The sequence below is a fragment of the Candidatus Zixiibacteriota bacterium genome (assembly GCA_020853795.1).
GTDB lineage: Bacteria > Zixibacteria > MSB-5A5 > CAIYYT01 > CAIYYT01 > JADJGC01.
Window position 1 is genome coordinate 11927 of record JADYYF010000117.1, and the last position, 22814, is coordinate 34740.

Consider the following 22814-nt stretch of genomic DNA (forward strand, 5'->3'; position numbering starts at 1 on the left):
AGCTATTTGACATCAGCCTTGATCTGCAGCTGCAACTGGGCCGGTGCAACACCCGCCTCCAGTTCGAGCAGATATTTCTTTCGCCAGATTCCGCCGCCGTAGCCATGGAGCTTGCCAGCGGCATCGATCACGCGGTGGCAGGGGATCACGATGCTCAGGAAATTGGCGCCGTTGGCGCGGCCGACAGCGCGCTGAGCGCCGGGACGGCCGAGACGTTCAGCCATTTCACCGTATGTGCGCGTCTTCCCGTACGGAATTCGCTGCAGTTCTCTCCAAACCTGCCTCTCAAACGGGGTACCGGTAACATCAATCGGCACGGTGAAAGTGGTCAGTTTGCCTTCGAAATAGCGTGCCAGTTCTTTCTCCAGCTTGTCAAGATGCTGATGGTCGCCGGGCTGGGTGCCACGGCGAAAACGTTTGGCGACGCGATCGAGAATGCGCTCGATACCGCCGCGGTCTTGCCATTCAAGGAAGCAGATCCCGTCACCGGTCGTGCCGGCGATCATCGTCCCCAGCGGGCTGGGGAGATCGCGGTAGAGGATATTAGTTGCTGACATAGAACGCTCCCGGCGGTTTGCCGAATTGTTTTGCGAACGCCTCGCGGAAGCCGGAGGCGGATTCATAGCCGCAGGCGAAAGCGGCGTCCAGATAACTGTGGCCGTGCTCAATCAATTCGCGTGCGAAATTGAGACGCGTACGGCGGTGAAACGCCAGCGGCGTGGTCTGCAGGTGCTGCCTGAAATAGCGGCGAATGGTCGAAATGTCGACACCGGAGAGACGAATCAAAGCTAACTCGTCCAAGCGCACCTGGCGGTGGCGGCGCATGTGCTCAAGCACCTGATGGAGCCATGGCGGAAGCGTGTCGGGAAAGCGCTCGGCCCGACATCGTTTGCAGGCGCGCAGGCCGGCGGCGATCGCTTCCTCACGGGTGGAATAGAACGATACGTTTTTCAGCAGCGGCTTCTTCGCCTTGCACGACGGCAAACAATAGATGCCGGTCGAGTGGACACCGACATAGAATGTGCCATCGAAGCGGCGATCTTTGTGCATCATCGCGTCGACCATCTGCTGATACTTGAGCCGGTTCATGTGTCTAATAAAACCGTCGAGACGAATTCGGTCTACCGAATTTCGAGAAAGGAATTCTTGCTTACGAGTTCTGTAGCAGATAGTACGCAGCGGCGGGCAGTCAGAGCAGCGGATTTCGCAGCCCTCGGCGGGCGAAAAAAGCCGTCTCATCGGTTGACAAGCGCCCCGCGATTCATATCTTGTCTGTCCGAATCTGGGGGTGTAGCTCAGTGGTAGAGCATGTGCCTTTTAAGCACAGGGCCGATGGTTCGATCCCATCCACCCTCATGGAATTTGACATAGCCGTTTGAATGCACCATTAGCTCAGTTGGTAGAGCAGCTGACTCTTAATCAGCGGGCCGTAGGTTCGAGTCCTACATGGTGCATTTTTTATTGGCCGAAGCGAAGGCGGTATTGAGCGGACATGGAAATCCTGCAGACGATTTTTGACTGGGTGGTGCATCTCGACCGGCATCTGGCGGAACTGATCGCCCAGTATGGCCTATGGGTCTATCTGATCCTCTTTACGGTGATCTTCTGCGAAACCGGTCTGGTCGTAGCGCCGTTTCTTCCCGGTGATTCCCTGCTGTTTGCGACCGGTGCGCTGGCCGCGACCGGCGCGCTCAACCCCCATCTGGCCTTCGTGATTTTGGCCAGTGCCAGCGTGCTCGGCGACAACACGAACTACACCTTCGGGCGTTTCATTGGGCCGCGGGCATTTTCCGGCAATCACCGGTTCTTGAAGAAGCAATATCTTGAGAAGACGCAGTCGTTTTATGCCAAGTATGGCGGGCGGACGGTGATTATCGGGCGATTCCTCCCGATTATTCGCACGTTTGCGCCGTTCGTGGCCGGAGTCGCCGCCATGAGCCGCGCCAAGTACGTTCCGTACACGATCATCGGCGCCATTTTCTGGGTCGGCCTCTTTCTCTATTCGGGATACTTCTTCGGGAATCTACCGTTCGTGAAGAACAACTTCGCGCTGGTGATTGTCGTGATCATTTTGATCTCGGCGATGCCGGCGATCGTCGAGGTTCTGCGGAGTTGGCGGAAAAAATCGGCTTGATCCGCACTCGGGCCGGCCGCCAAACATTTCCATTGGGCTGACTGCCACGATTCATTAAGTTTATGGCCATGCGCTGGATCATGGCTTCACTGCTGATTCTTCTCGCATCCGCGTGCACCGTGCGTAAGCCGACGGAACGCGCGCCGGTTCTGGCCGTATATTCGCATACATCCGCTGCACAGGTTGTCGGCGCACTCATGGCCATTCTCGCCGAAGAGAGGATACCGGTGTCGGCGCGCTCAACCGGCGGAGCAACGATTGTTACCGACAGCTTCGAAGTGCTGCCCGAATATTGCGATTGCGGCCGGAACTTCTTCGGCGCCGAATACCCGGGGATCCGGCGGGGCCAGATGAAATTCACGGTCGCCGACGGCGGCACCGCCCGCGTTAAGATCGAGTTCGCGACTCTGCTGACAATAACGGCCAACAACAAGCACGTGCATTGTACTTCGTTCGGGATTCTCGAGGAGAAGCTGTTGAAGCGACTGGAAGGGCGGCTGGGAACGGCGAGGTTGAATGCGCAAAATTGACGTGCGCCAAGGCGGCCTGGTCGAAAAGGCCGCCGTCCACTGCTTTGCGATATTCAAGCTGGCCTTCGATGCCGTGGGCTACATGTTCCGGCGGCCGTTCTATCCGAAGACGATCATCGAGCAGATGTACCAGATCGGCGTGCGTTCGCTCTCGATCGTGCTGCTGACCTGCTTCTTCACCGGCATGGTGCTGGCCTTGCAGACCGGCTATCAGATTGCGCGGTTTGGCGCCAAGGTTTACATCGGCGTCGTGGTGGCACTATCGCTGGTGCGCGAACTGGGGCCGGTGCTGACCGCCCTGGTGGTAGCGGGCCGCGTCGGCGCCGGGATCGCCGCCGAGCTGGGCTCGATGCAGGTGACCGAACAGATTGATGCCATGCGCGCGATGGCGACGAATCCGGTCAAGAAGCTGGTGACCACCCGCCTGATCGCGCTGCTGGTTATGCTGCCGATCCTGACCGTTTTTGGTGATCTCATCGGCATCGTCGGCGGCATGCTGATTTCGCTCTATTCGTTGGGTCTGGACTTCAGCTTTTATAAGTCCACCACCATTCAGGCGTTGTCACTTCAGGATGTTTTCACCGGGATGGTGAAACCGGTGGTTTTTGGCTTCATTATCGCCATCGTTGGTTGTCATCTCGGCTTGTCGACCACCGGCGGCACGGAGGGTGTCGGCAAATCGACGACCATGTCGGTCGTCACTTCCTCCATTCTGATCTTTCTGTTTGACTTCCTCCTTGTTAAGATTTTCTTCTTAATCTTCGAGACCGGATAGGACGCACGATTGATTAAGCTAAAGAACATTCACAAGCGCTTCGGCAGTCTGGAGGTTCTCAGGGGTGTCAATCTGGCGATCGGCGAAGGCCAGACGGTCGTGATTCTCGGCAAGTCGGGCTGCGGCAAGAGCGTACTGCTCAAACTGATCCTGCGGCTGATTTCGGCCGACAGCGGAACGATCGTTATCGACGATCAGGACACGACTGGATTTTCGGAAGAAGCGATGGTACCGGTGCGCAAGAAGATGGGTATGCTGTTTCAATCCGCGGCGCTGTTTGATTCGGTTAACGTCAAGGAAAACGTCGCCTACATGCTGCGCGAACACTCGGCGATGACCGAGCGGGAGATCGATGAACGGGTGGAAGAAGTCCTCTCGTTCGTGCAATTGTCCGGCGTGCAGAACAAGATGCCTTCGGACTTGTCCGGCGGCATGAAGAAGCGGGTGGCGCTGGCGCGCGCGCTGGCGTTTCGGCCGCGCTATTTGTTGTATGACGAGCCGACCACCGGACTTGACCCGATGACCGCCAAGGCCATCAACGAGCTGATCCGCAACACCCAGGAGACCCTCGATGTGACCTCGATTGTGGTCACGCACGATCTGATTTCGGCCTTTTATGTCGGCGACCGCTTTGCCCTGATTCGGGACGGCGTCGCCGCGTTCGACGGTACGCCGGCGGAGTTCAAAGCTTCGACCGATCCGTTCATCGTGGAGTACCTCGCCGCCGCGCAGGAGTATCACTAATGACGCGCGAAGTCAAGGTGGGATTGACCATCATTCTTGCCTCTTTGTTCTTGGTAATCGCAGTGTTTACGATCGGCGATCAGGAGGGCGTCTGGAAATCCAAGTACCAGCTGCGGCTGAAGTACGACGATGTCATCGGCCTGCTGCCGGGCTCACCGGTGCGACTGTCGGGATTGCGCGTCGGCACCGTCAAAGAGATCTACTTCTCTGAGACCGATCCGGGCAGACTCGAGGTGAAACTGAGCATCGACAAGTCGGTGCAGCGGTTTATCCGCTCCGATTCACGCGCCTTGATCGGAACGATGGGGTTGCTCGGCGACAAGACGATTGAGATCTCGTCCGGCTCCGATACCGCCCGCGTGCTCAATGAGGATGAATATCTGCTCCCCGGTCGGTCATCGTCGATCGAAGCGATCATCGCAGAAGGCGGCCAGGCGGTGGAGAATATCCGTGAAGCATCCCGCCATGCCAAGGAGATCATTGAGAAGATCAACAACGGCACCGGCTCGCTCGGACTATTTGTCAACGATCCCAATGTTTACTTCGACCTCGACAAACTGCTCGTTCTGACCGAACGCCTGACCCAGCAACTCGAATCGGGTACCGGTTCGTTTGCCAAATTCATTACCGATTCGACGCTCTACGTGGAAATGCGCAGCCTGATGAGCAATACGAATGTCCTGCTTGACTCTCTGTCACACGGAGACGGCACGCTGGCGCAGCTGTTGCATGATCCCGAACCGTACAATGACCTCAAGACAATTGTCGCCGACTGGCGCAAGATCACCACACGCATCAACTCCGGCGAAGGCGCGCTCGGTCAGATGCTTTACAACGACACACTCTATTACAACCTCAGTCGCACGCTCGATCGCGCCGAAGCGCTGCTGGAAGACTTCCGGCTCAATCCGGGCCGCTATTTGAAACTCCGCATTTTTTAGTCGCAGCCTAAGTCGCATCTTCGGGAGGTCCAGACGGAGACCCGCCGCACCTGCGATTTCATTCTGAAGCGCCCCGTTCCAATCACGTCAACGTGTTTCACTGAGAGATTAATCCGGTCCCATTTGTCGTCGGTCGCATTCGACCAATGTCCATTTGTTGCGCAACCGGAGCGAATGTTGTTATCATAGTCGATGATCGGTCGATACCTTCAACGCATTGTCTGCCGAATCATGCGGATCGCGCAGAAGCTTCACGACCGGTCGATTTACGCCGGCGACTGAACCCCAACCTTCCTTCGCGGCTACTCATTCAGCAATGCGGGCAACTACGAGCAGTGATGGTATCTCGCAATTCGAGGAGGTCAACAGATGAAAGCACTAATCGGTCTGATCAGCGCGCTATTGGCGGCGATGATCTTGCTGGCGCCGGCAACGGCGACGGCCCAAAATTACGACAAACTGCTCGATGCCTTGACGCGCCTGGAAAACTCGCTCAAGGCGATCAAGGTGCAATTCGCGGCGCAGCCGCGCCAGGTTCCGACCATTGCCGATTCTGAAGGCGAAATCGTCAGCGCCCCGAGCTCGGACTTTTCCGACGAAGCGTTGATCGTCGCGACGCAATTGACTGAAGTGGTCGGGGAGTTGAAGCAGGTGGTTGAGGAAACGAAGAAGGTCGAAGGCGCCCGCCCGAAGAATCCGGCTTCAACCAGCCACGGCAAGATTGCGCTCTATGGCGCCGTGCACGGCTCTTATTATCAGCGCGAAGGTACGGTTCGTAGCTCCAGTTTCGAGATGCGCACCGTGCAACTGGGCGCGATCGGCTCGCTGAATGAGTGGGCGCAGTATCAATTCATCGGCGAGTTTGCCAAGTCGCCGTCCCTGTTAGATGCGAAGATTTCCGTGGCGCCGACCAAGAACTGGAGTTTCGAGGCCGGTCAATACAAGCCGCCGTTCTGTACCGACAATCTGCGTTCGACGACGGCGATGCCGTTTGTGACGCCGTCGCTGGCGAAGGCGCTTGGGCCGAGTCGCGACGCGGGCATTTCGGGCGCATATCAGCGCCCCGTCGCCAAAAATACGACCATGAAAGTGATCGCCGGCGTGTACAATGGCGCCGCAGCGAACACCTCCGATTTGAATCGGGACAAGAACCTGATGTCGCGGGCTGAAGTCAAGTACGGCTCGTCATTGGCTCTGGCCGCGAATATTCTTACCGGCACGACCAATGCTGTTGATTCGCTCAAGCAGAATCTCGACTCGTGGGGTGGTTCGGCAACCTGGACCTGGAAGCGCTCCATTGTTGAGGCGGAATACATCCATTCGCACGTCGGCACTGTCGACAAGGCCGGCTGGTATCTCTGGGGTGGCCAGAGCTTCGTAACCGGCAGTCGGTTTCTACCGGAGGTGCAGGTGCTGGCGCGATTGGAACAGATCGACAACAATCGTGATCTGGCCAACGACCGCCTGAGCCGCCTGGTCCTGGGCACGAATCTGTACATCGACGGCAAATTCACCAAGTTGCAGATCAACTACCATCTGAACGGCGAACAAGCCAATGCCGTCAGCAACAACGAGGCGTTGGTGAACTTGCAGGTGGCCTTCTAAGGGAAGCTAACAATTGCGCCGGGCAGCGGCAGGGCAAGGCTAAGGAGGGTTTTTGCTGATCAGACGTATGAGAAGGAGTGGCGCTATCAGACGGTTGGCTGCGGCCGCGACGGCTCTGGTGATGACCGCAACGGCGCTCGCGGCCGCCGATCGTCCGACCCCCGATCAGGCCGAACAGACGTTGCGCGCGGGCAGCACCCGGTTTACCGCACACGAACTGCAGTTTCCACGACAAGATCGATATATCCGGCAGGCGACGTCATCCGAGCAACATCCGTGGGTGACAATTCTATCCTGCTCCGATTCGCGCCTGCCGGTTGAATTAGTGCTCGACCTCGGGATCGGAGACGCCTTTGTCGTCCGGGTGGCCGGCAATGCCGCGGGGATCGACGAATTAGCATCAGTTGAATACGGAGTCGATCGTCTCGGTACGCCGCTGCTGGTGGTGCTCGGACACACTGACTGCAGCGCAGTAACGGCATGCGTCAAGAAAAGCCCCGCGAGCGGATATTGGCCGCAAGTGGTCGAGCAGTTTGACGGAGCGGTGACGCGTGCTCAGCGCCGGCTCAGTGGCATGCCGCCGGATGAAGAGACTCTGATCAAGTGCGCAATCGAAGAAAACGTCTGGCGTACGATCGAAGCGCTCATTACGCAGAGTCCGGCGATTTACAATCGCGTGCAGGATGGCCGGTTACGCGTTATCGGCGGGATCTACAACGTCGACAGCGGCAAGTTGCATTGGCTGGGCGTGCATCCACGGCAGCAATGTCTGGAACTGGCTGATGCGCCGCCGGCGTCCAAGATGGTGCCGGCCAAGGTGGCTGCCGTCGCCAAGGCGGTCACACCGGCACATCCGGAGGGAATTACCAGCGATCTGGCACAATTGATGCTGCGGGAAGGCAACAAGCGATTCGCAGCCGGTGCGCGCACTTACCCGAATCTTCATGAAACGCGGTTAGAGCAGGTCGCCGGTGGGCAGCATCCGTATGCGACGATTCTGTCCTGTTCCGACTCCCGGGTCCCGGTCGAGTGCATTTTCGATGCGGGGCTGGGCGACTTATTCGTCGTTCGCGTGGCGGGCAACGTCGCCGACGTCAACGAAATTGGGACAATCGAATACGGCGTGGCCCAACTGTCAACACCGCTTCTGGTCGTGATGGGGCACACCGATTGCGACATCGTCAGGGCAGCAGCAAGCGGCGAGAAATTCCACGGCCCGTTGGCGGAGTCGACGGATAACATCGTGGCGGCAGCACCGGGTGAAACGACTCAGTCCGCAGCGGCCAGGGGTAGCGATCAAGCTGCCGTGGCGGTGAAGTCTAACGTCCAACAAGCGATCTCCGATATACTTAAGCAAAGCGCCGAAGTGCGACACTTGGTGAGTACCGGAAGGCTGCAGATCATCGGGGCGGTCTACCATCTGGAAGACGGCTACGTCGAATGGTTGGGTCCGCATCCGCAGCAGAAACAGATTCTTGCGGCCTTCGCCAAGCCGGCACCGCCGAAGCGTGAACGCGAGCACGAACCGTGGCAGTATGGCGATGATCAATCCCATTCGAACTATGACTATGACAATGATTAAGCGATTCCGCGTAGTGGCCACCAGTGTGGCGGTCACGACGAAAATCAACAATACAAGGAGTTAGCGATGAAGTGGAGAGACATCAAGATCGGACAGAAGCTATACATCGGCTTTGGCGTAGTCCTGGTGCTGACGCTAATCGTCGGTTGGATCGGTTACAGTGGCATTTCCAGCTTGGCGAACGGCGTCAACAAGGCTGACGGTGCCATGGAAATCGCGCTGTCGGTAAAGGACCTGGCGGTAGCCCGTCGTGATTTCACGATCGCGGCCGAGCAGAAGACGGCAGACCGGGCCGAACAGCTGCTGACCCAGATTGAGAAGCAGACCGCGGATTTGCTGGCACTGACCGACGGGGAAGGACAGGCTGCGGTTGAGGAGATTATCCGCGTGCAGGACGAGTATTCCGCGCTGTTCCGCGATTGGGTGAAAGCGCGTCTGCAGGCCAAGGAATATGTCGACCGCATGGAGCGGGCGGAAGAGCAAGCCCGCGATGTCATTCGCTACGGCGGCGGCCGGTTCTACTCGATGCTGCAGGATGTGCGCGTTCCGTACAAGGATTACCTGCTCAAGCACGATGATAATTACGCCAGTACGACGCTGGAGCGCCTCGAGAACCTGATTCGGGAAGCGAACGGCGCTAGCGCCAATTTGTCGCAGGCACTGAACACGTTCCGGCAGGAATTTCAAAGTTACCGTAGCCTGCAAAACCAGATCGGGGATATGAACGCCAAGCTGGTACCGCTGGCAGCGAAGTTCGTCGAGTCGACGCTTTCTTCCGCAAAGATCTTTTCCCAGGAGATGGAATCGGCACAGACGACGGCCACCAGCCTGGCGATCATCTTCGTAATTGCCGCGCTGGCACTCGGCATCGTGGTGTCGATCCTGATTGCCCGCAACATCGCTCAGCCGTTAGCCGAGATGACGCGGGTCGCGAGCGCGGTGTCAATTGGTGACGTCCAGCACAATATTCATATCAGCCAGAAGGACGAACTCGGTCAATTGGCCGACGCGTTTCGTGGGCTGGTCGACTATATGAAGACGCTGGCCGCCGCCGCTACCGAGATCGCCGCGAACAATCTGACCGTGCGGGTCGAGCCCAAATCGGACAAGGATACGCTCGGCTCTGCCTTCAAGACGATGACCAATAACTTGTCGCTGATGATTCGCGAGTTGACCGACAACGCCACGCAGCTGGTGTCGGCTTCAACCGAAATCGCGTCGTCGTCGGAGCAGATGTCGCGCGGTTCGCAGGAACAGACCAATCAGACCGCACAGGTCTCGTCCGCGGTTGAAGAAATGACGGCGACCATTGTTGAATCTTCGAAGAACGCCGGCGAAGCCTCGAATATGGCGAAAGAAGCGGCAGGTGCGGCCACGCAAGGCACGCGCGTCGTGGCCCAGACCATCGACGGCATGACCCGGATCGCGCAGGTCGTGCAGGATTCAGCGAAAACGATCCAGGATTTGGCCAAGTCCTCCGACCAGATCGGCGAAATCATCGGCGTGATTGACGACATCGCCGATCAGACCAACCTGCTGGCGCTCAATGCCGCTATCGAGGCGGCTCGCGCCGGCGAACAAGGGCGCGGCTTCGCCGTCGTCGCCGATGAGGTACGCAAACTGGCCGAGCGTACGACCAAGGCGACTAAAGAGATTACCGACATGATCAAGGGTATTCAAGGAGACACCAAGGGCGCCGTCACGTCGATGGAACAGGGCATTCAGGAAGTCCAGGCGGGCCGTCAACTGGCGGACAAGGCCGGCGAAAGCCTGAACGCCATCCTCAACTTCGCTCAGCGGGTCCAGGATATGGTGTCGCAGATCGCCTCGGCTTCCGAGCAGCAATCGGCGGCTTCCGAGCAAATCGCCCGCAATGTCGAATCGATTGCCAAGGTAACCCGCGAAAACGCGGCCGGCATCGAGCAGTCGGCCTCGGCCGCCGAACAACTGAATCGCCAGGCCGAGGGTCTGCGCACGATGGTCGCCAAGTTTCAGGTTCAGGGCAAGTAACCGCCGAATCGGGAAGGTATGAAGATGGAAAACAAAGACGTCAATCCGCAGGGACGAAAGGTTTCCGAAGACATCCTGCAGCTGGTGAGCTTCAATATCGGCACCGAGGAATTCGGCGTCGATATCCTGAAGGTCCAGGAAATCAACCGGATGGTGGAAATCACGCGCGTCCCACGTTCCCCCGATTTTGTCGAGGGGATCATCAATCTGCGCGGCAAGGTGATTCCGATAATCGATCTGCGCAAGCGTTTCAATCTGCAGATCACCGATCACGACAAGAACACGCGCATCGTCGTGGTCGATATCGAGGGCCAGACGATGGGGATGATTGTGGATTCGGTATCCGAAGTATTGCGCATCCCGGCCAGTACGATCGAGCCGACTCCGGACGTCGTCACTTCGGTTGACTCCGATTATATCCGCGGCGTCGCCAAGCTCGACAACCGGCTGCTGATCTATCTCGATCTGGCGAAAATTTTGACCGGGGAAGAATACAAGATGCTGGCCGAAGCCTAATGCCTTGGTTGCATGACATTGAGCCAGAAGGGGGACGAAGGCGGCAATAGCTTTCGCCCCTATTCTTCGAATAGGCGTCCCCGCACAGGTCGGACGCAAAACAAACCAAGAGTCCGCGGAATCATCAGCATGCAAGCATCGGGACTCGGAAAGTAAGAGTACACTGAGGGAATCTTCCGAGAAAGGCAGAGGGTTCATGAAGATCAAACTCAACATCATGAGCAAGGTGGTGCTCATCACCAGCGCGATGCTGATCGCTGTGATCGCGATTTTCGTCGCTATTTCCAGTTACCAAAGCAAGGAGCAACTCACCACAGCGGCTAAATCGGATCTGGCGCATCTGACCGCGACGGCGCGAGCGATGTGCGAATTACAGTCGCAGAACGTCAGTAACAAGGTGCGCGGCGACCTCGGCCTGGCCCGACTGGCCTTCGACGCCCTCAGCAACAACCATGTCGTCCTGGAAAACGGACGGTTGATTGCCGGCGGCCGTGAACTCAACGGCGACACCAAGTTCGTCGACGAGATCACCGAGCGCACCGGTTCGTTCTGCACGATTTTCATGCGGCAGGGCGACCGGGCCATCCGGATTGCCACCAGCGTCAAGAACAAGGAAGGCAAACGGGCAGTTGGCACCGAGTTGTCACAGCAGGTATATGATGAGGTCTTCCGCAACGGCCGCGCCTTCTACGGCCGGGCGGTCGTGGTTGACGATTGGTACGTGACCGCCTATGAACCGATCCGCGACGCGCGCGGCCAGGTGATCGGCTCGCTATTCTGCGGCAGCAAGGAACAGTCGGAACTCCTGCGCTCGGCCATCCTGGGACAGAAAGTCGGTACGACCGGTTATATCTATGCCATCGATATGACCGGCACACTGCGGATTCATCCAGCCAAAGAGGGCGCGAACATAAACAACTACGACTTCATCAAAGAAATGATCGACAAGGCACCGAAGCTGGGAACCGGCGAAATCGGTTGGATCGTTTATCCGTGGATCAACAAGGAATTGGGCGAAACCAAGGCGCGCGACAAGATCGTGGCCTACGCTTACTTCAAGGATTGGGACTGGATCATCGGCGTCGGGAGCTACCTCGACGAATTCACCGCACCGATCAGCGCGGCACGTAACATCTTGTTCCTGGTCGGCTTCATTATGATCATCGGATCCCTGGCCTTGACCTATCCGTTCGGCCGCTCGATCAGCCGTCCGATCAAACAGGTCGCGGCGGCAGCCGAGCAGGTCTCCCAGGGTGACATTGACTTCAGACTGGACGTCAAGTCGCAGGACGAAATCGGCGTTCTGGCACATTCGTTTGAACAACTGACAGACTATATCAAGTACATGGCCACCGCGGCGCAGAATATCTCCCGAAACAACTTGACGGTCGAGGTGGAACCCCGTTCGGGCAAAGATGTCCTTGGTCATTCATTCCAGCAGATGGTGACGAATCTGAGAGCCATGATCAAGGAACTGACCGATAATGCGATGCAACTGGTGAGCGCCGCTTCCGAGATCGCCTCGTCGTCAGAGCAGATGTCACGTGGTGCGCAGCAGCAGACCGATCAGACCAGCCAGGTGTCGAGCGCGGTTGAGGAGATGACCGCGACAATCGTCGAAACTTCGAAGAATGCAGGTGAAGCGTCAAACATGGCTCAGCAAGCCGCCGGCGCAGCGCATGAAGGATCGGCTGTTGTCGGCCGCTCGATCGAAGGAATGAATCGCATTGCGAACGTCGTCCAGCAATCGGCAAAGACGATCCAGGATCTGGCGCAGTCGTCCGACAAAATCGGCGAGATCATCGGCGTGATCGACGATATCGCCGACCAGACCAACCTGCTGGCTCTCAACGCGGCAATTGAGGCCGCTCGTGCCGGCGACCAGGGACGCGGTTTTGCCGTCGTCGCCGACGAAGTGCGCAAATTGGCCGAGCGCACCAGCACCGCGACCCGCGAAATCACCGACATGATCAAAGGAATCCAGAAAGACACCGAGGGCGCCGTCGCGTCGATGCAGCAGGGCATCAAGGAAGTCGATGCCGGCCGCGAGTTGACGGACAAAGCCGGCGAAAGTCTGACGCAGATTCTTGGCCACGCCCAGCGAGTGCAGGACATGATCCAGCAGATTGCCTCCGCCAGCACCGAACAGTCAGCCGCCAGTGAGCAGATCGCCCGCAATGTGGAGGCGATCGCCAAAGTAACCAAGGAGAATGCTACCGGTGTTGAGCAGGCTGCCGCGGCGGCGGAACAACTCAGTCGACAGGCGGAAGGGCTCAACCAGATGGTGAGTCGCTTCAAACTGACCGGCGGAAACACCACCGTGGTCGCGCTGGCGAAATCTGATCACCTCGCTTACATGGACAACCTGCGCAAGACCATCGACGGCGTTCTGTCGCCCGCCTCATGGAAAGGCACCGACGATCACTCGTGTCGTTTCGGGCGGTGGTACTACTCGGGTGAAGTTGCCGAGTTTGCCAGCCTGCCGGAATTCCAAGCGATCGCCGAACCGCATCATCGCGTTCACGAGTTTGGCAATCAGGCCGTCGCCGCTCTGAGAAACGGCGACAAGGTTCGATGCAAGGATGCCTATGACAAAGCATATGCGGCGTCACGGGAAGTCATCCAAAGCGTCGAACGCTTGTTGAACCGCATTGGCACACACATAATGTCTTCGAAGTAACGGGCAACACCGACCGGGATGGGTTCAGATACTCGTCCCGGTCCGGCGATTCGCCCGCATCAGTCCCAGCAACCTTTGTCGTAACTATTGCCCGCCAAGAGCGTATTATTCAACCATGATCTCCGTGGAGGGAGTGACCAAGCGCTTCGGCACACTGACCGCCGTCGATAGCGTTTCCTTTGAGATTCGCTCCGGCGAGATTTTCGGCTTGCTAGGCCCCAACGGCGCGGGCAAATCAACGACGATCAACATGATGGTTGGCGCCCTGAACCCCGATAGCGGGCGAATCAGGTACGATGGCACCCTTGATCCAGCGCGGCCGTCAGCGCGGCGCAAGCTCGGTAACGCCCCGCAGGCTCTGGCAATCTATGACGAATTGACGGCCGAGGAGAATCTCTCCTTCTTTGGCCGCCTCTACGGTCTGCACGGCGGGCACCTGAAGGAGCGGGTCAATTATGCGCTCGACGTTGCCGGCTTGGCCGACCGCCGCAAGGACCTGGTCGCCAAGTATTCCGGCGGCATGAAACGGCGCCTCAACCTCGCCTGTGCCCTTGTTCATGAACCGCAAGTGCTTTTCTTCGACGAACCGACCGTTGGCGTCGATCCGCAGTCGCGCAATCTGATCTTCGAAAAAATCGAGTCGCTGCGCAGCGATGGCAAGACCGTGATCTACACCACGCACTACATGGAAGAAGCGCAGCGGCTTTGTGATCGCGTGGCGATCATCGACCATGGCCGCATCCTTGATCTCGACACGGTCAAGCAGCTGATTGACAAGCATGGCGGCAGTGCGGTAGTGATCGCCGAGCTTGAAGCGCGGCCCGACGCAGCGGTAACGCTGCCCGGGGTCCTTGAGGGATTGGAACTGCGGTTTGAATCCCATCAACCTTTCGCGGATATCGCCGCACTGAATAGCCGCGGCATTTCCTTTCGGACGCTGCACGTGCAGCGCCCCGACCTGGAGAGCGTCTTCTTGAATTTGACCGGCCGGAGGTTGCGCGACTGATGCGGGCGATCTTCACACTTGCCTTAAAGGACTTGCGGCTGCTGGTGCGCGACAAGCTCGGGCTGTTTTGGGTGATTGCGTTTCCGCTATTGATGGCTCTCTTCTTCGGCTCGATCTTCGGCGGCAGCGGCGGCGGCGCCCGCAGCATGCGGATTGCCACCATCACCGATACGACTTCGCCCCTCGCCCAGCAGTTCTACACGCAACTGGCGAAGGCTGAGGTGCTCGAGCTCGTGCCGCTGCCACGGGACTCGGCCGCCATGCTCGTGCGGCGCGGGGAGATCGTCGCCTTCGTCGAATTTCGTTCCCGCGCTGCCAGTGTCTTTCAGATGTTCGGTGACGACTCGGCGGGAATTGACGTCGGCATCGATCCGAAGCGGAAAGCCGAGGCCGGCTATCTCAACGGACTGATCAACCAAGCCTACTTCACGATGCTGCAGTCGGCGATGTCCGACACTCACGGTTGGCGCGAGAACCTGCAGCGCGGCCTGGGTTCGCTCGATACCGCGACCGGCTTAAGCTCTCTTGATCGCGGACTGTTTCGCCGCTTGTTCAGCAGCCTCGACGTTTTCCTCAGCAATCTCGACAGCGTCAACCGCACCGATTCCACCAGCGATTCGACACGCAGCGTCGGCGGTTTCGGCGGCGTGAACGTCAAGTTCACCGACGTCTCGGTGAATCGTGTCGGTCCGCGCAGCTCGTTTGAGATCACATTCCCGCAATCGCTGCAATGGGCGCTGATCGGAACGGCGGCGGCGTTTGGGCTGTCGATTGTTATCGAGCGGACGCGCGGCACCTTTTTGCGTTTGCGACTGGCACCGATCTCACGGGCGCACATCCTTGCCGGCAAGGGGCTGGCTTGCTTCCTCGCCAGCTTCACGGTTTGCGTCCTGCTGATGGTGATCGGCGTATTGATCTTCAAGGTCCAGGTGGTTGCACCACTGGGACTGCTTGTGGCGATCGCCAGCTCGGCGTTCTGCTTCGTCGGTCTGATGATGCTGATGAGCGTCCTCGGCAAGACTGAAGCCTCTGTCTCCGGTGCCGGCTGGGCGATGTTCCTGGTCTTCTCGATGATCGGCGGCGGAATGGTGCCGTTGATGATGATGCCGCGCTGGATGGCCGCCATCGCCAACTTCAGCCCCGTCAAGTGGAGCGTGCTTGCCACCGAGGGAGCGATCTGGCGCGGTTTCAGTGCTGCTGAGATGCTGCCGCCGGTAGCGGTGCTTTGCGGCATTGGGGTCGCCGGATATCTCTTCGGCGTGTGGATCCTGCGGCGCGCTGACGGGTAGCGCCGATCGTGTCAACTTAAGCCAACGAATTGCTTCTCGGCCAACTCGCGATAGATCGACGAGCGCGTCAATAATTCGGTGTGTGTACCCTCGTCAACAATCGCGCCGTTTTTCACAGTGATGATGCGATCTGCTCGCTGAACCGTTGCCAATCGGTGCGCGACGATAATGGCAGTCTTGTTCACGAGAATCCTTTCGAGGGCGTCCTGAATCAGATGTTCGGATATCGAGTCGAGAGCGGAGGTGGCTTCGTCGAGAATCAGCACGGCCGGATCGCGGATCACGGCGCGCGCCAGACACAGGCGCTGTTTCTCGCCGCCGGACAAAGTCACGCCGCGTTCGCCGACTACAGTGTCATAGCCGCCGGGCAGGCCGCTGATGAAATCGTGCACATTGGCCACCTTGGCCGCGGCAATAACCTCATCGCGGGTAGCTCCCGGCTTGCCATAGGCGATGTTTTCCAAAATGGTGGTGTTGAACAGCAGGGGATCTTGATCGACCAGGGCGACGCACGCGCGCAGCGAGCGAAACGAGAGCTGGCGCAAATCAACACCGTCAAGCATGACCGTCCCGGATTGCGGATCGTAGAAACGCATAACGAGGTTGATAATCGTGCTCTTGCCGCCGCCCGAAGGCCCGACAATGGCCAGCTTCTCCTTGGCCGCGATCTTCAGATTGAAATCCTCGAGGCGAAAACCCTGCCCGTCGTAGGCAAATGACACGCGGTCAAACCTGACTTCACCGCGCGGCGAAGTCAGCGTCAGGGACTGCGGCGCCTCCACGATCTCGATCGGCTGGTCGAGATACTCGAAAACGCGATCGACGGACGCCATGATGCTCTGGATGTCGACGCGCGCTGACGCCAGGATCTGAATCGGATTCATCATCCACGCCATCAAGAAGAAGAAGGCGATCAGCCGCCCCAAAGTCATCTGGCCGATGACGATAAAATAGGAACCGATACTCAACACAACGATTACGCCCATGAAGCTCAGGATCATGATCGCTGTCCGCGAAATCGACTGCGTCACGGTAAAGCGGACGATCACGCGCTTGAGGCGTTCGAGGATTCCCGACATACGGCCCAGTTCATCCTGCTCGCGGCCAAACGCTTTGATCGTCTTGACCCCGACCAGGCTCTCCTGGACCCGCGCGGACAACTCGGCGGTGGTTTCCTGGAATTGCCGCGAAACCTTGTTCATCAACAATCCGAAGCGATGGGTGAGATACCAGGTCAAGGGAATCGGCGCGAGCGCCAGAAGCGTCAGGAGCCAGTTGGTGTATAGCAGATAACTCAGGATGGCGAGCAGGAACATCAGGTTCGCCAGCGCGCTGACCAGCACGTTGGCGAAGACGTCCTGGATGCGGCTGACGTCCGACATCATGCGCGACAAGATTTCTCCAACCTGATGCTTCTGATAGAATCGCAGCGGCAAGTATTCGAGCCGTTCAAACAACTCGGCGCGCAGATCGACAACGATGCTGCTGCCGACGCGCGCGCCGAGGTAGTCACGGGCCCAGCTCATGAAGAAGACGATGGCATAGACCCCGATAACGACGGCCCCGAACCACACAGCGCTGTGCCAGTAACCCGGCTCGCCTTTGTGCGCGATCATCTCGGGAATGCCCACATCAATGAGATATTGCAGCGCCGCCGGAAGCGCCAACTGCAGCACGCCGGTAGCCGCGGTGGCCAGAAGTGTTGCCAGTTCCAGCTTCCAGTAGGGGCGCAAATAGCCCCATAGCCGTTTCGCCCGCGGCGTCAGTATCGCCATGGAGCCAATTTCAGAAAAATGGGCAAAGAATACAGCGAAAAGAATTCGAGGCTGGACAATGTAGACTGCATCAATGATCGAACCTTGACAAACCGATCAACAATTCGGTCAAATGAATACTAACTAAGGGGGATTTTGTCAAGCGGGTAATGTCGTCACCCCAGGGGTGCTCGCGCAAGCATTTGCGCCGCCAGTGGTCTCAGCGGAGACACGGATGTCATTGCGATCACTTTGCGTTATGATCGGTCTGCATAACGCCGCCGATGTTTCCTTCGGTGTCCTTGAAGTACGCCAGCCAGCCGACACCGGAGATCGGCATCTTGGGTACCACGATCGTCCCGCCGTGCTTCTCGATGCTCGCGATGGAGGCATCGATGTTGTTGACTGCAATCGTGTTGTAGACATTCCCCTGGGGATCGCGTCGGCGCATCATACCGCCATCGATCCCCGGTTCGGTTGAATCGCCGGTGGTTATCAGCCAATATTCGACCGGGCCTTCCCACTTCTGAAATCTCCAGTCGAAAACTTCGCGATAGAATTTGCCGGCCCGATCCGGGTCGTCGACATGGATTTCGAAATGCACTACACGCGGCATGATTCCTCCTTAGACAGATATGTCAGAGTCCAGCAGTTTTGTTATTGGAGGAAATACGGATGACGCGTCGGATTGTTCGTCGCAAAGTCGTGCAGTTCGCCCCAATGTGACTCAGCTCTTCTGTCGGCGCTATGCCTGGAGATGCGCCTTGGCCTCGGGGTTGAACAAAACCCAGAAAGCATAGATGCCGAGTGCCGTGCCGAATGGTGGGCTGATGACATTGATCACAGCCATGATGATCACCACGATCCGCGCCCACTGCCGCTTCTGCAGTAGGCCCCAGCCGCCGATCAACTCCGGGATGCCGGTCATGATCGAGAAGCAACTGGCGACAATCCCGATGATGGTCAGGATGGCAAAGGCTTCGTCACTGCCGGCCAAGATCCCGCCGCCCAGGAACAGAGCGAACAAGAAGAGCCCGAAACACAGGGAGATTATCCCCCAGATCACAAAGAGAATCCCTAACAAACGAATATGATGTTCCACTGTGCCACTCCGCTCACGATAAGTTCCCTATCATTTGTTGAAGACGAAATATCGGCGACGAAGTTGCGCAAAGCAAGTCTGTGCTTGCCGAATCGAATGTCGAGTGTATCATTAGAGGAATCAATATCCACGAGTTTGTAAGTGGCTGGGAGAATACCGCCGAGTTGCCGGCCCGGCCCGACCGTGCCGGTCGGCACACGATGGAGCGAAGCATGAAATCAATCATAACTGCAATGATATTGGCGCTGCTGGCGTCGGGAGTAACCATGGGTTCTGATTCGTCGAAACCGCTGTCGGCCGCTGAACAATTGGCTGCCACCGAACGCCTGTTCGCCGCGACTTCAGTCGATTCCGGCATGACGGTGGCGTTCCTGAGATTCTTGAATGACGAAGCGGTCGTTTTTCGGCCGGGACCGATCAGCGGCAGACGCTGGTACAGTGACCGCTCCAATACCACCGCTTATCTGAACTGGCAGCCGGAGTTCATCGAAATTGCCTCTTCCGGCGATTTGGGCTATTCCACCGGGCCGTGGGAATACCGATCGAGTCGCACTGACACGACCTCCTATTACGGCCATTTTGTCTCAATCTGGCAGCGCCAAGCAGACGGCAAATACCAAGTCTTGGCCGATCTTGGTATCGATCACGATGCGATTGCCCGGCAGTTGGGGGCCACCCCGCTTCAACTGTCGACGCTGTCAAGCCCGGTGAAGGCCGTGGCCGATAGTCACGATACCCTGATTGCCGGCCTGAAAGCTGTGGAGAAGGCGTTTTCTGATGCAACTGCGAAGAGCTCGCTGGCCAAAGGCCTGGCGATTTTTGGCGACGAGAACATCCGTCTATATCGCCCCGGAGGATTCCCACTGGTTGGCCGCAAGGGGCTCGAATCGCTGCCGGAAGCGGGTAAGAGCAGAATGCAGGTTGACACCCGCTTCGCGGACGTTTCCGCGAACGGCGATCTGGGTTACACCTACGGTTTCGTCACGCTCTGGCCGGTCGATGCCGATCTGACTTCCGGCGCCGTGCATAGCTACTTGCGCGTCTGGAAGAAGAACCCGGGCGGCGAGTGGAAAATCGCGCTCGATATTGCCTTGCCGATGAAGTAGCCGCCGACAAATCTCAACCGTACTTGGAAACTTTTTAGCGTCGATCGCGTTTCAAGCTAAATACTATGAGACGCGAACGACTCCTGCTGATAACGCTGGGCGCGATCAATTTCACGCACATCGTCGATTTCATGATCATGATGCCGCTGGGGCCGCAGTTGATGCGGCTGTTCGCAATTTCGCCCCAGCAGTTCTCAGCCTTGGTATCGACCTATACTTTCTCTGCCGGCACGGCCAGCTTTGTGGCGGCGTTCCTGCTTGACCGCTTCGACCGTAAGCGTGCTCTAATCACGGCCTTTGTTGGCTTCATTATCGGCACTTTCGCCTGCGCCTTGGCGCCAAACTATCACCTGTTGCTTTCCGCACGCGTCATTACTGGCGCCTTTGGCGGCATCTTGTCAGCCTTGATCCTGTCGATTGTCGGAGATGTGATTCCGCAAGAGCGCCGGGCCACGGCGATGGGGATCGTAATGGCCGCGTTTTCGGTCGCGTCGGTCTTCGGTGTGCCGTTCGGGCTCTATATTGCCACCCGCTTCAGTTGGCATGCGCCGTTTACTTTCCTGGGGTGTCTTGGTTTGATACTATTCGTGCCGATTGTCATGGCGGTTCCCTCAATGCGCGAACACCTGGCGTCCGACCGGCAACATCCGGGTCCAGTCGCCGTGCTGACCTCGGTAGCCAAAAACGGCAATCAACTTTCGGCGCTTTGGTTTACCGTGATGCTGGTCCTCGGGCATTTCATCATCATTCCGTTCATCTCGCCGTTCATGGTGGCGAATGTTGGGTTTCGTGAGACGGATCTGACTTACATTTACTTGCTCGGCGGCTTCGTTACTGTCTTCACATCGCCGCTGATCGGTCGAGTCGCTGATCGCGTCGGCAAGGCACAGGTGTTCACGGCCTTTGCCTTGCTGGCTCTGGTTCCTGTGTTCCTGATTACGAACCTGCATCAAACGGCCTTGCCCGTAGCTCTGGCAATAACGACGGTCTTCTTCGTAACTTCCAATGGCCGTTGGGTGCCGGCAGTGGCCATGGTGACCTCCGCAGTATCGCCGCAGAATCGCGGCAGCTTTCTTTCGATCAACTCGGCCGCGCAGCAACTTTCGGCCGGGGTGGCCGCCGCGTTTGGTGGAATGATTGTCGCGAAGGATGCTTCCGGTGCGTTGCTGAATTACCATTACGTCGGCTATATCGCGATAGCGATCTCGCTGCTGGCGATCCTGGTGGGGCGCCGACTGCATGCAGTTGCCTGACCTCTGAGACTTCTCTGTTGCCTTCGATTGCGGAATTTTGAACCTTAGGCCTATGACTGATCCGACTCCTGCACGAGTGAGCGCGGCGGAAGTTCGCCGCCGCATGCTTGCCGAAGAAAACACCCTGCTGGTGTCAGTATTTCCGGAAGCCGTTCATCGCTTCTCGCATTTGGACGGCGCGATCTCGCTCGAAGCGCTCAATCGCCGTCTCGAGTCGCTTGATAAACGTACCAATCTCGTCTTCTACTGAGCCTGAGTTGGTGATGAGAGCGCCGTCAGTTTGGCGGCGGAGTTTCTAGAGCGTGGTTATCTGAACGCGCAAGTCCTTGAAGGGGGCGTCGCAGCCTGGCATCAGGCAGGATTTCCGATCATTGAAACGGCATAGCAGTGGGCGGCGATTTGCGCCGCCACGTGACTTTCTATTACGCCGATTGCATACCGAATCCTGACGACTGCAAACCTTCGCATATGCTGCAAAACGCCGACAGTGCCGGCGATTCTTAGCCTTGTCGCTAACTTGTTGGTAATCAGTCTGATCAACCATCTGGCGCCGACCAGGTCGCGGCGACCGCGATCGGCACAGTGGTTGCGTTATCCTTTTCTCGCGAACGATAGAGAGGGAAGGAGATAAAACGATGGTTGCGACAGACATGAAACGCGGGTTCCCCAAGCAGCGATTCGAAAAGAGCGTCGAACCGCGGGTTAAGTGCGACGAAGGCGGATACTTCATCTATACCCTCAGCGAAAACGTCAAAGTCTATTTCGATGATTACTACGGATTCCTCGAGCGGGCCGAGCAGCGCGCTCTGGCCGACATCGGCGATATCAAGGCCAAAGAGGCCGAACTTAAGCCGCACGAAACCGAACTGCGCTCCTACCTGTGCGCCCGCAAGAAAATTCTCGAAACGCTGCTGCGCACGGTGTACGATTTCTACACCGAAGCCAATAATTTCGGCGTCGTCATGACCCCCTGGTGCTTTGGCACTGTGGTACTGGAGAAAGTGGAAGCATATCGCGACAAGCTCGCCAAGGGTAATGTCGAGGACAGCGACCTGCCGGAATACACCTACGACGTCGTGCGCTACATTGAAGAGATTTACCGCAAAACCTTGCTGGATACGTTTGACTTCCCCGAAAAGGCCTTCTCCATGCGCTGGCAGTATTCCGAGCTGCTCAAGCGCTATTCCAAGGCGCTGACTAACATCAGTGCCTCCCTGCAGTCGGTCATGATGCTCGTCAAGAGCTACGGCAGCTAAGACGAGTCCCCTCATGTAGGTTACCTGTTGGCCCTCCCCTTTCTGTAAGCCGGCAGCGGATCACCCGCTGCCGGCTTTTGTTTGTCAAGTCGATCCCTAAATCTGACGATATCACTCAATAATGACGCTCCAAACTCGTCAACCAATCGGGCGCCACGCCCATTTTGACCACCCGGCGTTCCTGCCGATTCGCGTCGAGTCGCTTCGGGTCGATAAGATCCTGCAATTCGACATCTATGTCTACGTCGGCAAGGAGCTGGTCTTGTATCGTTCGCAGGAGCTTCCGTTTACTGAGCAGAACCTGTCCAAACTGCGTGACAACAAAGTCGAGATGATCTACATCGCCTACGAATCACGCCACGCCTATCAGCGCTATCTCGAAGACAATCTGCCGGACATTCTGCGCGACCCGCAGGTGGAAGAGGTCAAGAAGGCCGAGATCCTCTATGACACTTCCAAAGCGTTGATCAAGGAAGTCTTCTCCAACCCCACTTACTCGGAGAACATTAAACGGTCGCAGGACATGGTTGA

General features: G+C 57.7%; 22 protein-coding genes and 2 tRNA genes. 19 read left to right on the forward strand and 5 right to left on the reverse strand.

Translation table 11 applies throughout. The features are described from left to right. Window positions 1-2 precede the first annotated feature (2 nt). Together IT585_09230 and IT585_09235 are read right to left on the reverse strand one after the other, a co-directional pair. Window positions 3-557: a methylated-DNA--[protein]-cysteine S-methyltransferase gene (locus tag IT585_09230; protein MCC6963421.1), complete on the reverse strand. Its 555-nt coding sequence runs from the start codon at window positions 555-557 to the stop codon at window positions 3-5. Then, complete coding sequence (locus tag IT585_09235) at window positions 544-1089, reverse strand: methylphosphotriester-DNA--protein-cysteine methyltransferase family protein (protein ID MCC6963422.1); 546 nt, start codon at window positions 1087-1089, stop codon at window positions 544-546. Before IT585_09235 ends, IT585_09230 begins: the two co-directional genes overlap by 14 nt. A 195-nt stretch (window positions 1090-1284) precedes the next feature. Here IT585_09235 and IT585_09240 point away from each other — a divergent pair. From IT585_09240 to IT585_09305, 14 genes are all read left to right on the forward strand, one after another. Then, a tRNA-Lys gene (locus IT585_09240) sits at window positions 1285-1356 on the forward strand. A gap of 25 nt (window positions 1357-1381) precedes the next feature. Further along, window positions 1382-1454, forward strand: a tRNA-Lys gene (locus tag IT585_09245). A 38-nt stretch (window positions 1455-1492) separates the two neighbouring features. Continuing rightward, window positions 1493-2134 carry a DedA family protein gene (locus IT585_09250; GenBank protein MCC6963423.1) on the forward strand — a complete coding sequence of 214 codons (642 nt, stop codon included), beginning with the start codon at window positions 1493-1495 and terminating at the stop codon, window positions 2132-2134. A gap of 62 nt (window positions 2135-2196) precedes the next feature. After that, the gene (locus IT585_09255; GenBank protein MCC6963424.1) at window positions 2197-2664 is read left to right on the forward strand and encodes a hypothetical protein; all 468 of its coding nucleotides are present in this window, start codon (window positions 2197-2199) and stop codon (window positions 2662-2664) included. Beyond that, window positions 2651-3439, forward strand: a complete 789-nt coding sequence (locus tag IT585_09260; GenBank protein ID MCC6963425.1) for an ABC transporter permease — start codon at window positions 2651-2653, stop codon at window positions 3437-3439. Before IT585_09255 ends, IT585_09260 begins: the two co-directional genes overlap by 14 nt. 9 nt (window positions 3440-3448) lie before the next feature. Continuing rightward, on the forward strand, window positions 3449-4183 hold the full coding sequence (locus IT585_09265) for an ABC transporter ATP-binding protein (GenBank protein MCC6963426.1): 735 nt from the start codon (window positions 3449-3451) through the stop codon (window positions 4181-4183). Then, entirely contained in the window at window positions 4183-5124 is a 942-nt protein-coding gene (locus IT585_09270; protein ID MCC6963427.1) for an MCE family protein, read from the forward strand. Before IT585_09265 ends, IT585_09270 begins: the two co-directional genes overlap by 1 nt. Window positions 5125-5493: 369 nt before the next feature. Continuing rightward, entirely contained in the window at window positions 5494-6729 is a 1236-nt protein-coding gene (locus tag IT585_09275) for a hypothetical protein (GenBank protein ID MCC6963428.1), read from the forward strand. Window positions 6730-6823: 94 nt separating this feature from the next. Continuing rightward, window positions 6824-8311, forward strand: coding sequence for a hypothetical protein (locus IT585_09280; protein ID MCC6963429.1), 1488 nt, complete (start codon window positions 6824-6826; stop codon window positions 8309-8311). A 66-nt stretch (window positions 8312-8377) separates the two neighbouring features. Beyond that, entirely contained in the window at window positions 8378-10321 is a 1944-nt protein-coding gene (locus tag IT585_09285) for a HAMP domain-containing protein (protein MCC6963430.1), read from the forward strand. A gap of 24 nt (window positions 10322-10345) precedes the next feature. Next, complete coding sequence (locus tag IT585_09290) at window positions 10346-10837, forward strand: chemotaxis protein CheW (GenBank protein ID MCC6963431.1); 492 nt, start codon at window positions 10346-10348, stop codon at window positions 10835-10837. Between the two features lie 196 nt (window positions 10838-11033). Beyond that, window positions 11034-13517, forward strand: coding sequence for a Cache 3/Cache 2 fusion domain-containing protein (locus tag IT585_09295; protein MCC6963432.1), 2484 nt, complete (start codon window positions 11034-11036; stop codon window positions 13515-13517). A gap of 115 nt (window positions 13518-13632) precedes the next feature. Next, window positions 13633-14523 carry an ABC transporter ATP-binding protein gene (locus tag IT585_09300; GenBank protein MCC6963433.1) on the forward strand — a complete coding sequence of 297 codons (891 nt, stop codon included), beginning with the start codon at window positions 13633-13635 and terminating at the stop codon, window positions 14521-14523. Beyond that, window positions 14523-15812 (forward strand): ABC transporter permease, encoded by a 1290-nt coding sequence (locus IT585_09305; protein ID MCC6963434.1) that lies wholly within the window; start codon window positions 14523-14525, stop codon window positions 15810-15812. Before IT585_09300 ends, IT585_09305 begins: the two co-directional genes overlap by 1 nt. Before the next feature lie 11 nt (window positions 15813-15823). Here IT585_09305 and IT585_09310 read toward each other — a convergent pair whose 3' ends face one another. The 3 genes from IT585_09310 to IT585_09320 all read right to left on the reverse strand — a co-directional run bounded on the left by IT585_09310 (window position 15824) and on the right by IT585_09320 (window position 18668). After that, window positions 15824-17587 (reverse strand): ABC transporter ATP-binding protein, encoded by a 1764-nt coding sequence (locus tag IT585_09310; GenBank protein ID MCC6963435.1) that lies wholly within the window; start codon window positions 17585-17587, stop codon window positions 15824-15826. 226 nt (window positions 17588-17813) lie between these two features. Further along, complete coding sequence (locus IT585_09315) at window positions 17814-18182, reverse strand: VOC family protein (GenBank protein ID MCC6963436.1); 369 nt, start codon at window positions 18180-18182, stop codon at window positions 17814-17816. A 129-nt stretch (window positions 18183-18311) separates the two neighbouring features. Beyond that, window positions 18312-18668 carry a hypothetical protein gene (locus IT585_09320; GenBank protein ID MCC6963437.1) on the reverse strand — a complete coding sequence of 119 codons (357 nt, stop codon included), beginning with the start codon at window positions 18666-18668 and terminating at the stop codon, window positions 18312-18314. 212 nt (window positions 18669-18880) lie between these two features. On the opposite strand from IT585_09320, the gene IT585_09325 reads away from it, so the two are divergent. The 5 genes from IT585_09325 to IT585_09345 all read left to right on the forward strand — a co-directional run. Further along, entirely contained in the window at window positions 18881-19774 is an 894-nt protein-coding gene (locus IT585_09325) for a nuclear transport factor 2 family protein (protein ID MCC6963438.1), read from the forward strand. A gap of 65 nt (window positions 19775-19839) precedes the next feature. Further along, window positions 19840-21027 carry an MFS transporter gene (locus IT585_09330; GenBank protein ID MCC6963439.1) on the forward strand — a complete coding sequence of 396 codons (1188 nt, stop codon included), beginning with the start codon at window positions 19840-19842 and terminating at the stop codon, window positions 21025-21027. 103 nt (window positions 21028-21130) lie between these two features. Next, complete coding sequence (locus tag IT585_09335; protein MCC6963440.1) at window positions 21131-21277, forward strand: hypothetical protein; 147 nt, start codon at window positions 21131-21133, stop codon at window positions 21275-21277. Window positions 21278-21662: 385 nt separating this feature from the next. After that, window positions 21663-22283 carry a hypothetical protein gene (locus tag IT585_09340; GenBank protein ID MCC6963441.1) on the forward strand — a complete coding sequence of 207 codons (621 nt, stop codon included), beginning with the start codon at window positions 21663-21665 and terminating at the stop codon, window positions 22281-22283. A gap of 121 nt (window positions 22284-22404) precedes the next feature. Further along, the coding region (locus tag IT585_09345; protein ID MCC6963442.1) for a hypothetical protein at window positions 22405-22814 on the forward strand (410 nt) is incomplete at its 3' end.

Excerpts from the sequence above, each read along its gene's own strand:
- IT585_09230 (MCC6963421.1), bottom strand. The coding sequence starts at position 557 with ATGTCAGCAACTAATATCCTCTACCGCGATCTCCCCAGCCCGCTGGGG.
- IT585_09235 (MCC6963422.1), bottom strand. The coding sequence starts at position 1,089 with ATGAACCGGCTCAAGTATCAGCAGATGGTCGACGCGATGATGCACAAA.
- IT585_09250 (MCC6963423.1), top strand. The coding sequence starts at position 1,493 with ATGGAAATCCTGCAGACGATTTTTGACTGGGTGGTGCATCTCGACCGG.
- IT585_09255 (MCC6963424.1), top strand. The coding sequence starts at position 2,197 with ATGGCCATGCGCTGGATCATGGCTTCACTGCTGATTCTTCTCGCATCC.
- IT585_09260 (MCC6963425.1), top strand. The coding sequence starts at position 2,651 with ATGCGCAAAATTGACGTGCGCCAAGGCGGCCTGGTCGAAAAGGCCGCC.
- IT585_09270 (MCC6963427.1), top strand. The coding sequence starts at position 4,183 with ATGACGCGCGAAGTCAAGGTGGGATTGACCATCATTCTTGCCTCTTTG.
- IT585_09275 (MCC6963428.1), top strand. The coding sequence starts at position 5,494 with ATGAAAGCACTAATCGGTCTGATCAGCGCGCTATTGGCGGCGATGATC.
- IT585_09285 (MCC6963430.1), top strand. The coding sequence starts at position 8,378 with ATGAAGTGGAGAGACATCAAGATCGGACAGAAGCTATACATCGGCTTT.
- IT585_09290 (MCC6963431.1), top strand. The coding sequence starts at position 10,346 with ATGGAAAACAAAGACGTCAATCCGCAGGGACGAAAGGTTTCCGAAGAC.
- IT585_09295 (MCC6963432.1), top strand. The coding sequence starts at position 11,034 with ATGAAGATCAAACTCAACATCATGAGCAAGGTGGTGCTCATCACCAGC.
- IT585_09300 (MCC6963433.1), top strand. The coding sequence starts at position 13,633 with ATGATCTCCGTGGAGGGAGTGACCAAGCGCTTCGGCACACTGACCGCC.
- IT585_09305 (MCC6963434.1), top strand. The coding sequence starts at position 14,523 with ATGCGGGCGATCTTCACACTTGCCTTAAAGGACTTGCGGCTGCTGGTG.
- IT585_09310 (MCC6963435.1), bottom strand. The coding sequence starts at position 17,587 with ATGGCGATACTGACGCCGCGGGCGAAACGGCTATGGGGCTATTTGCGC.
- IT585_09315 (MCC6963436.1), bottom strand. The coding sequence starts at position 18,182 with ATGCCGCGTGTAGTGCATTTCGAAATCCATGTCGACGACCCGGATCGG.
- IT585_09325 (MCC6963438.1), top strand. The coding sequence starts at position 18,881 with ATGAAATCAATCATAACTGCAATGATATTGGCGCTGCTGGCGTCGGGA.
- IT585_09330 (MCC6963439.1), top strand. The coding sequence starts at position 19,840 with ATGAGACGCGAACGACTCCTGCTGATAACGCTGGGCGCGATCAATTTC.
- IT585_09335 (MCC6963440.1), top strand. The coding sequence starts at position 21,131 with ATGCTTGCCGAAGAAAACACCCTGCTGGTGTCAGTATTTCCGGAAGCC.
- IT585_09340 (MCC6963441.1), top strand. The coding sequence starts at position 21,663 with ATGGTTGCGACAGACATGAAACGCGGGTTCCCCAAGCAGCGATTCGAA.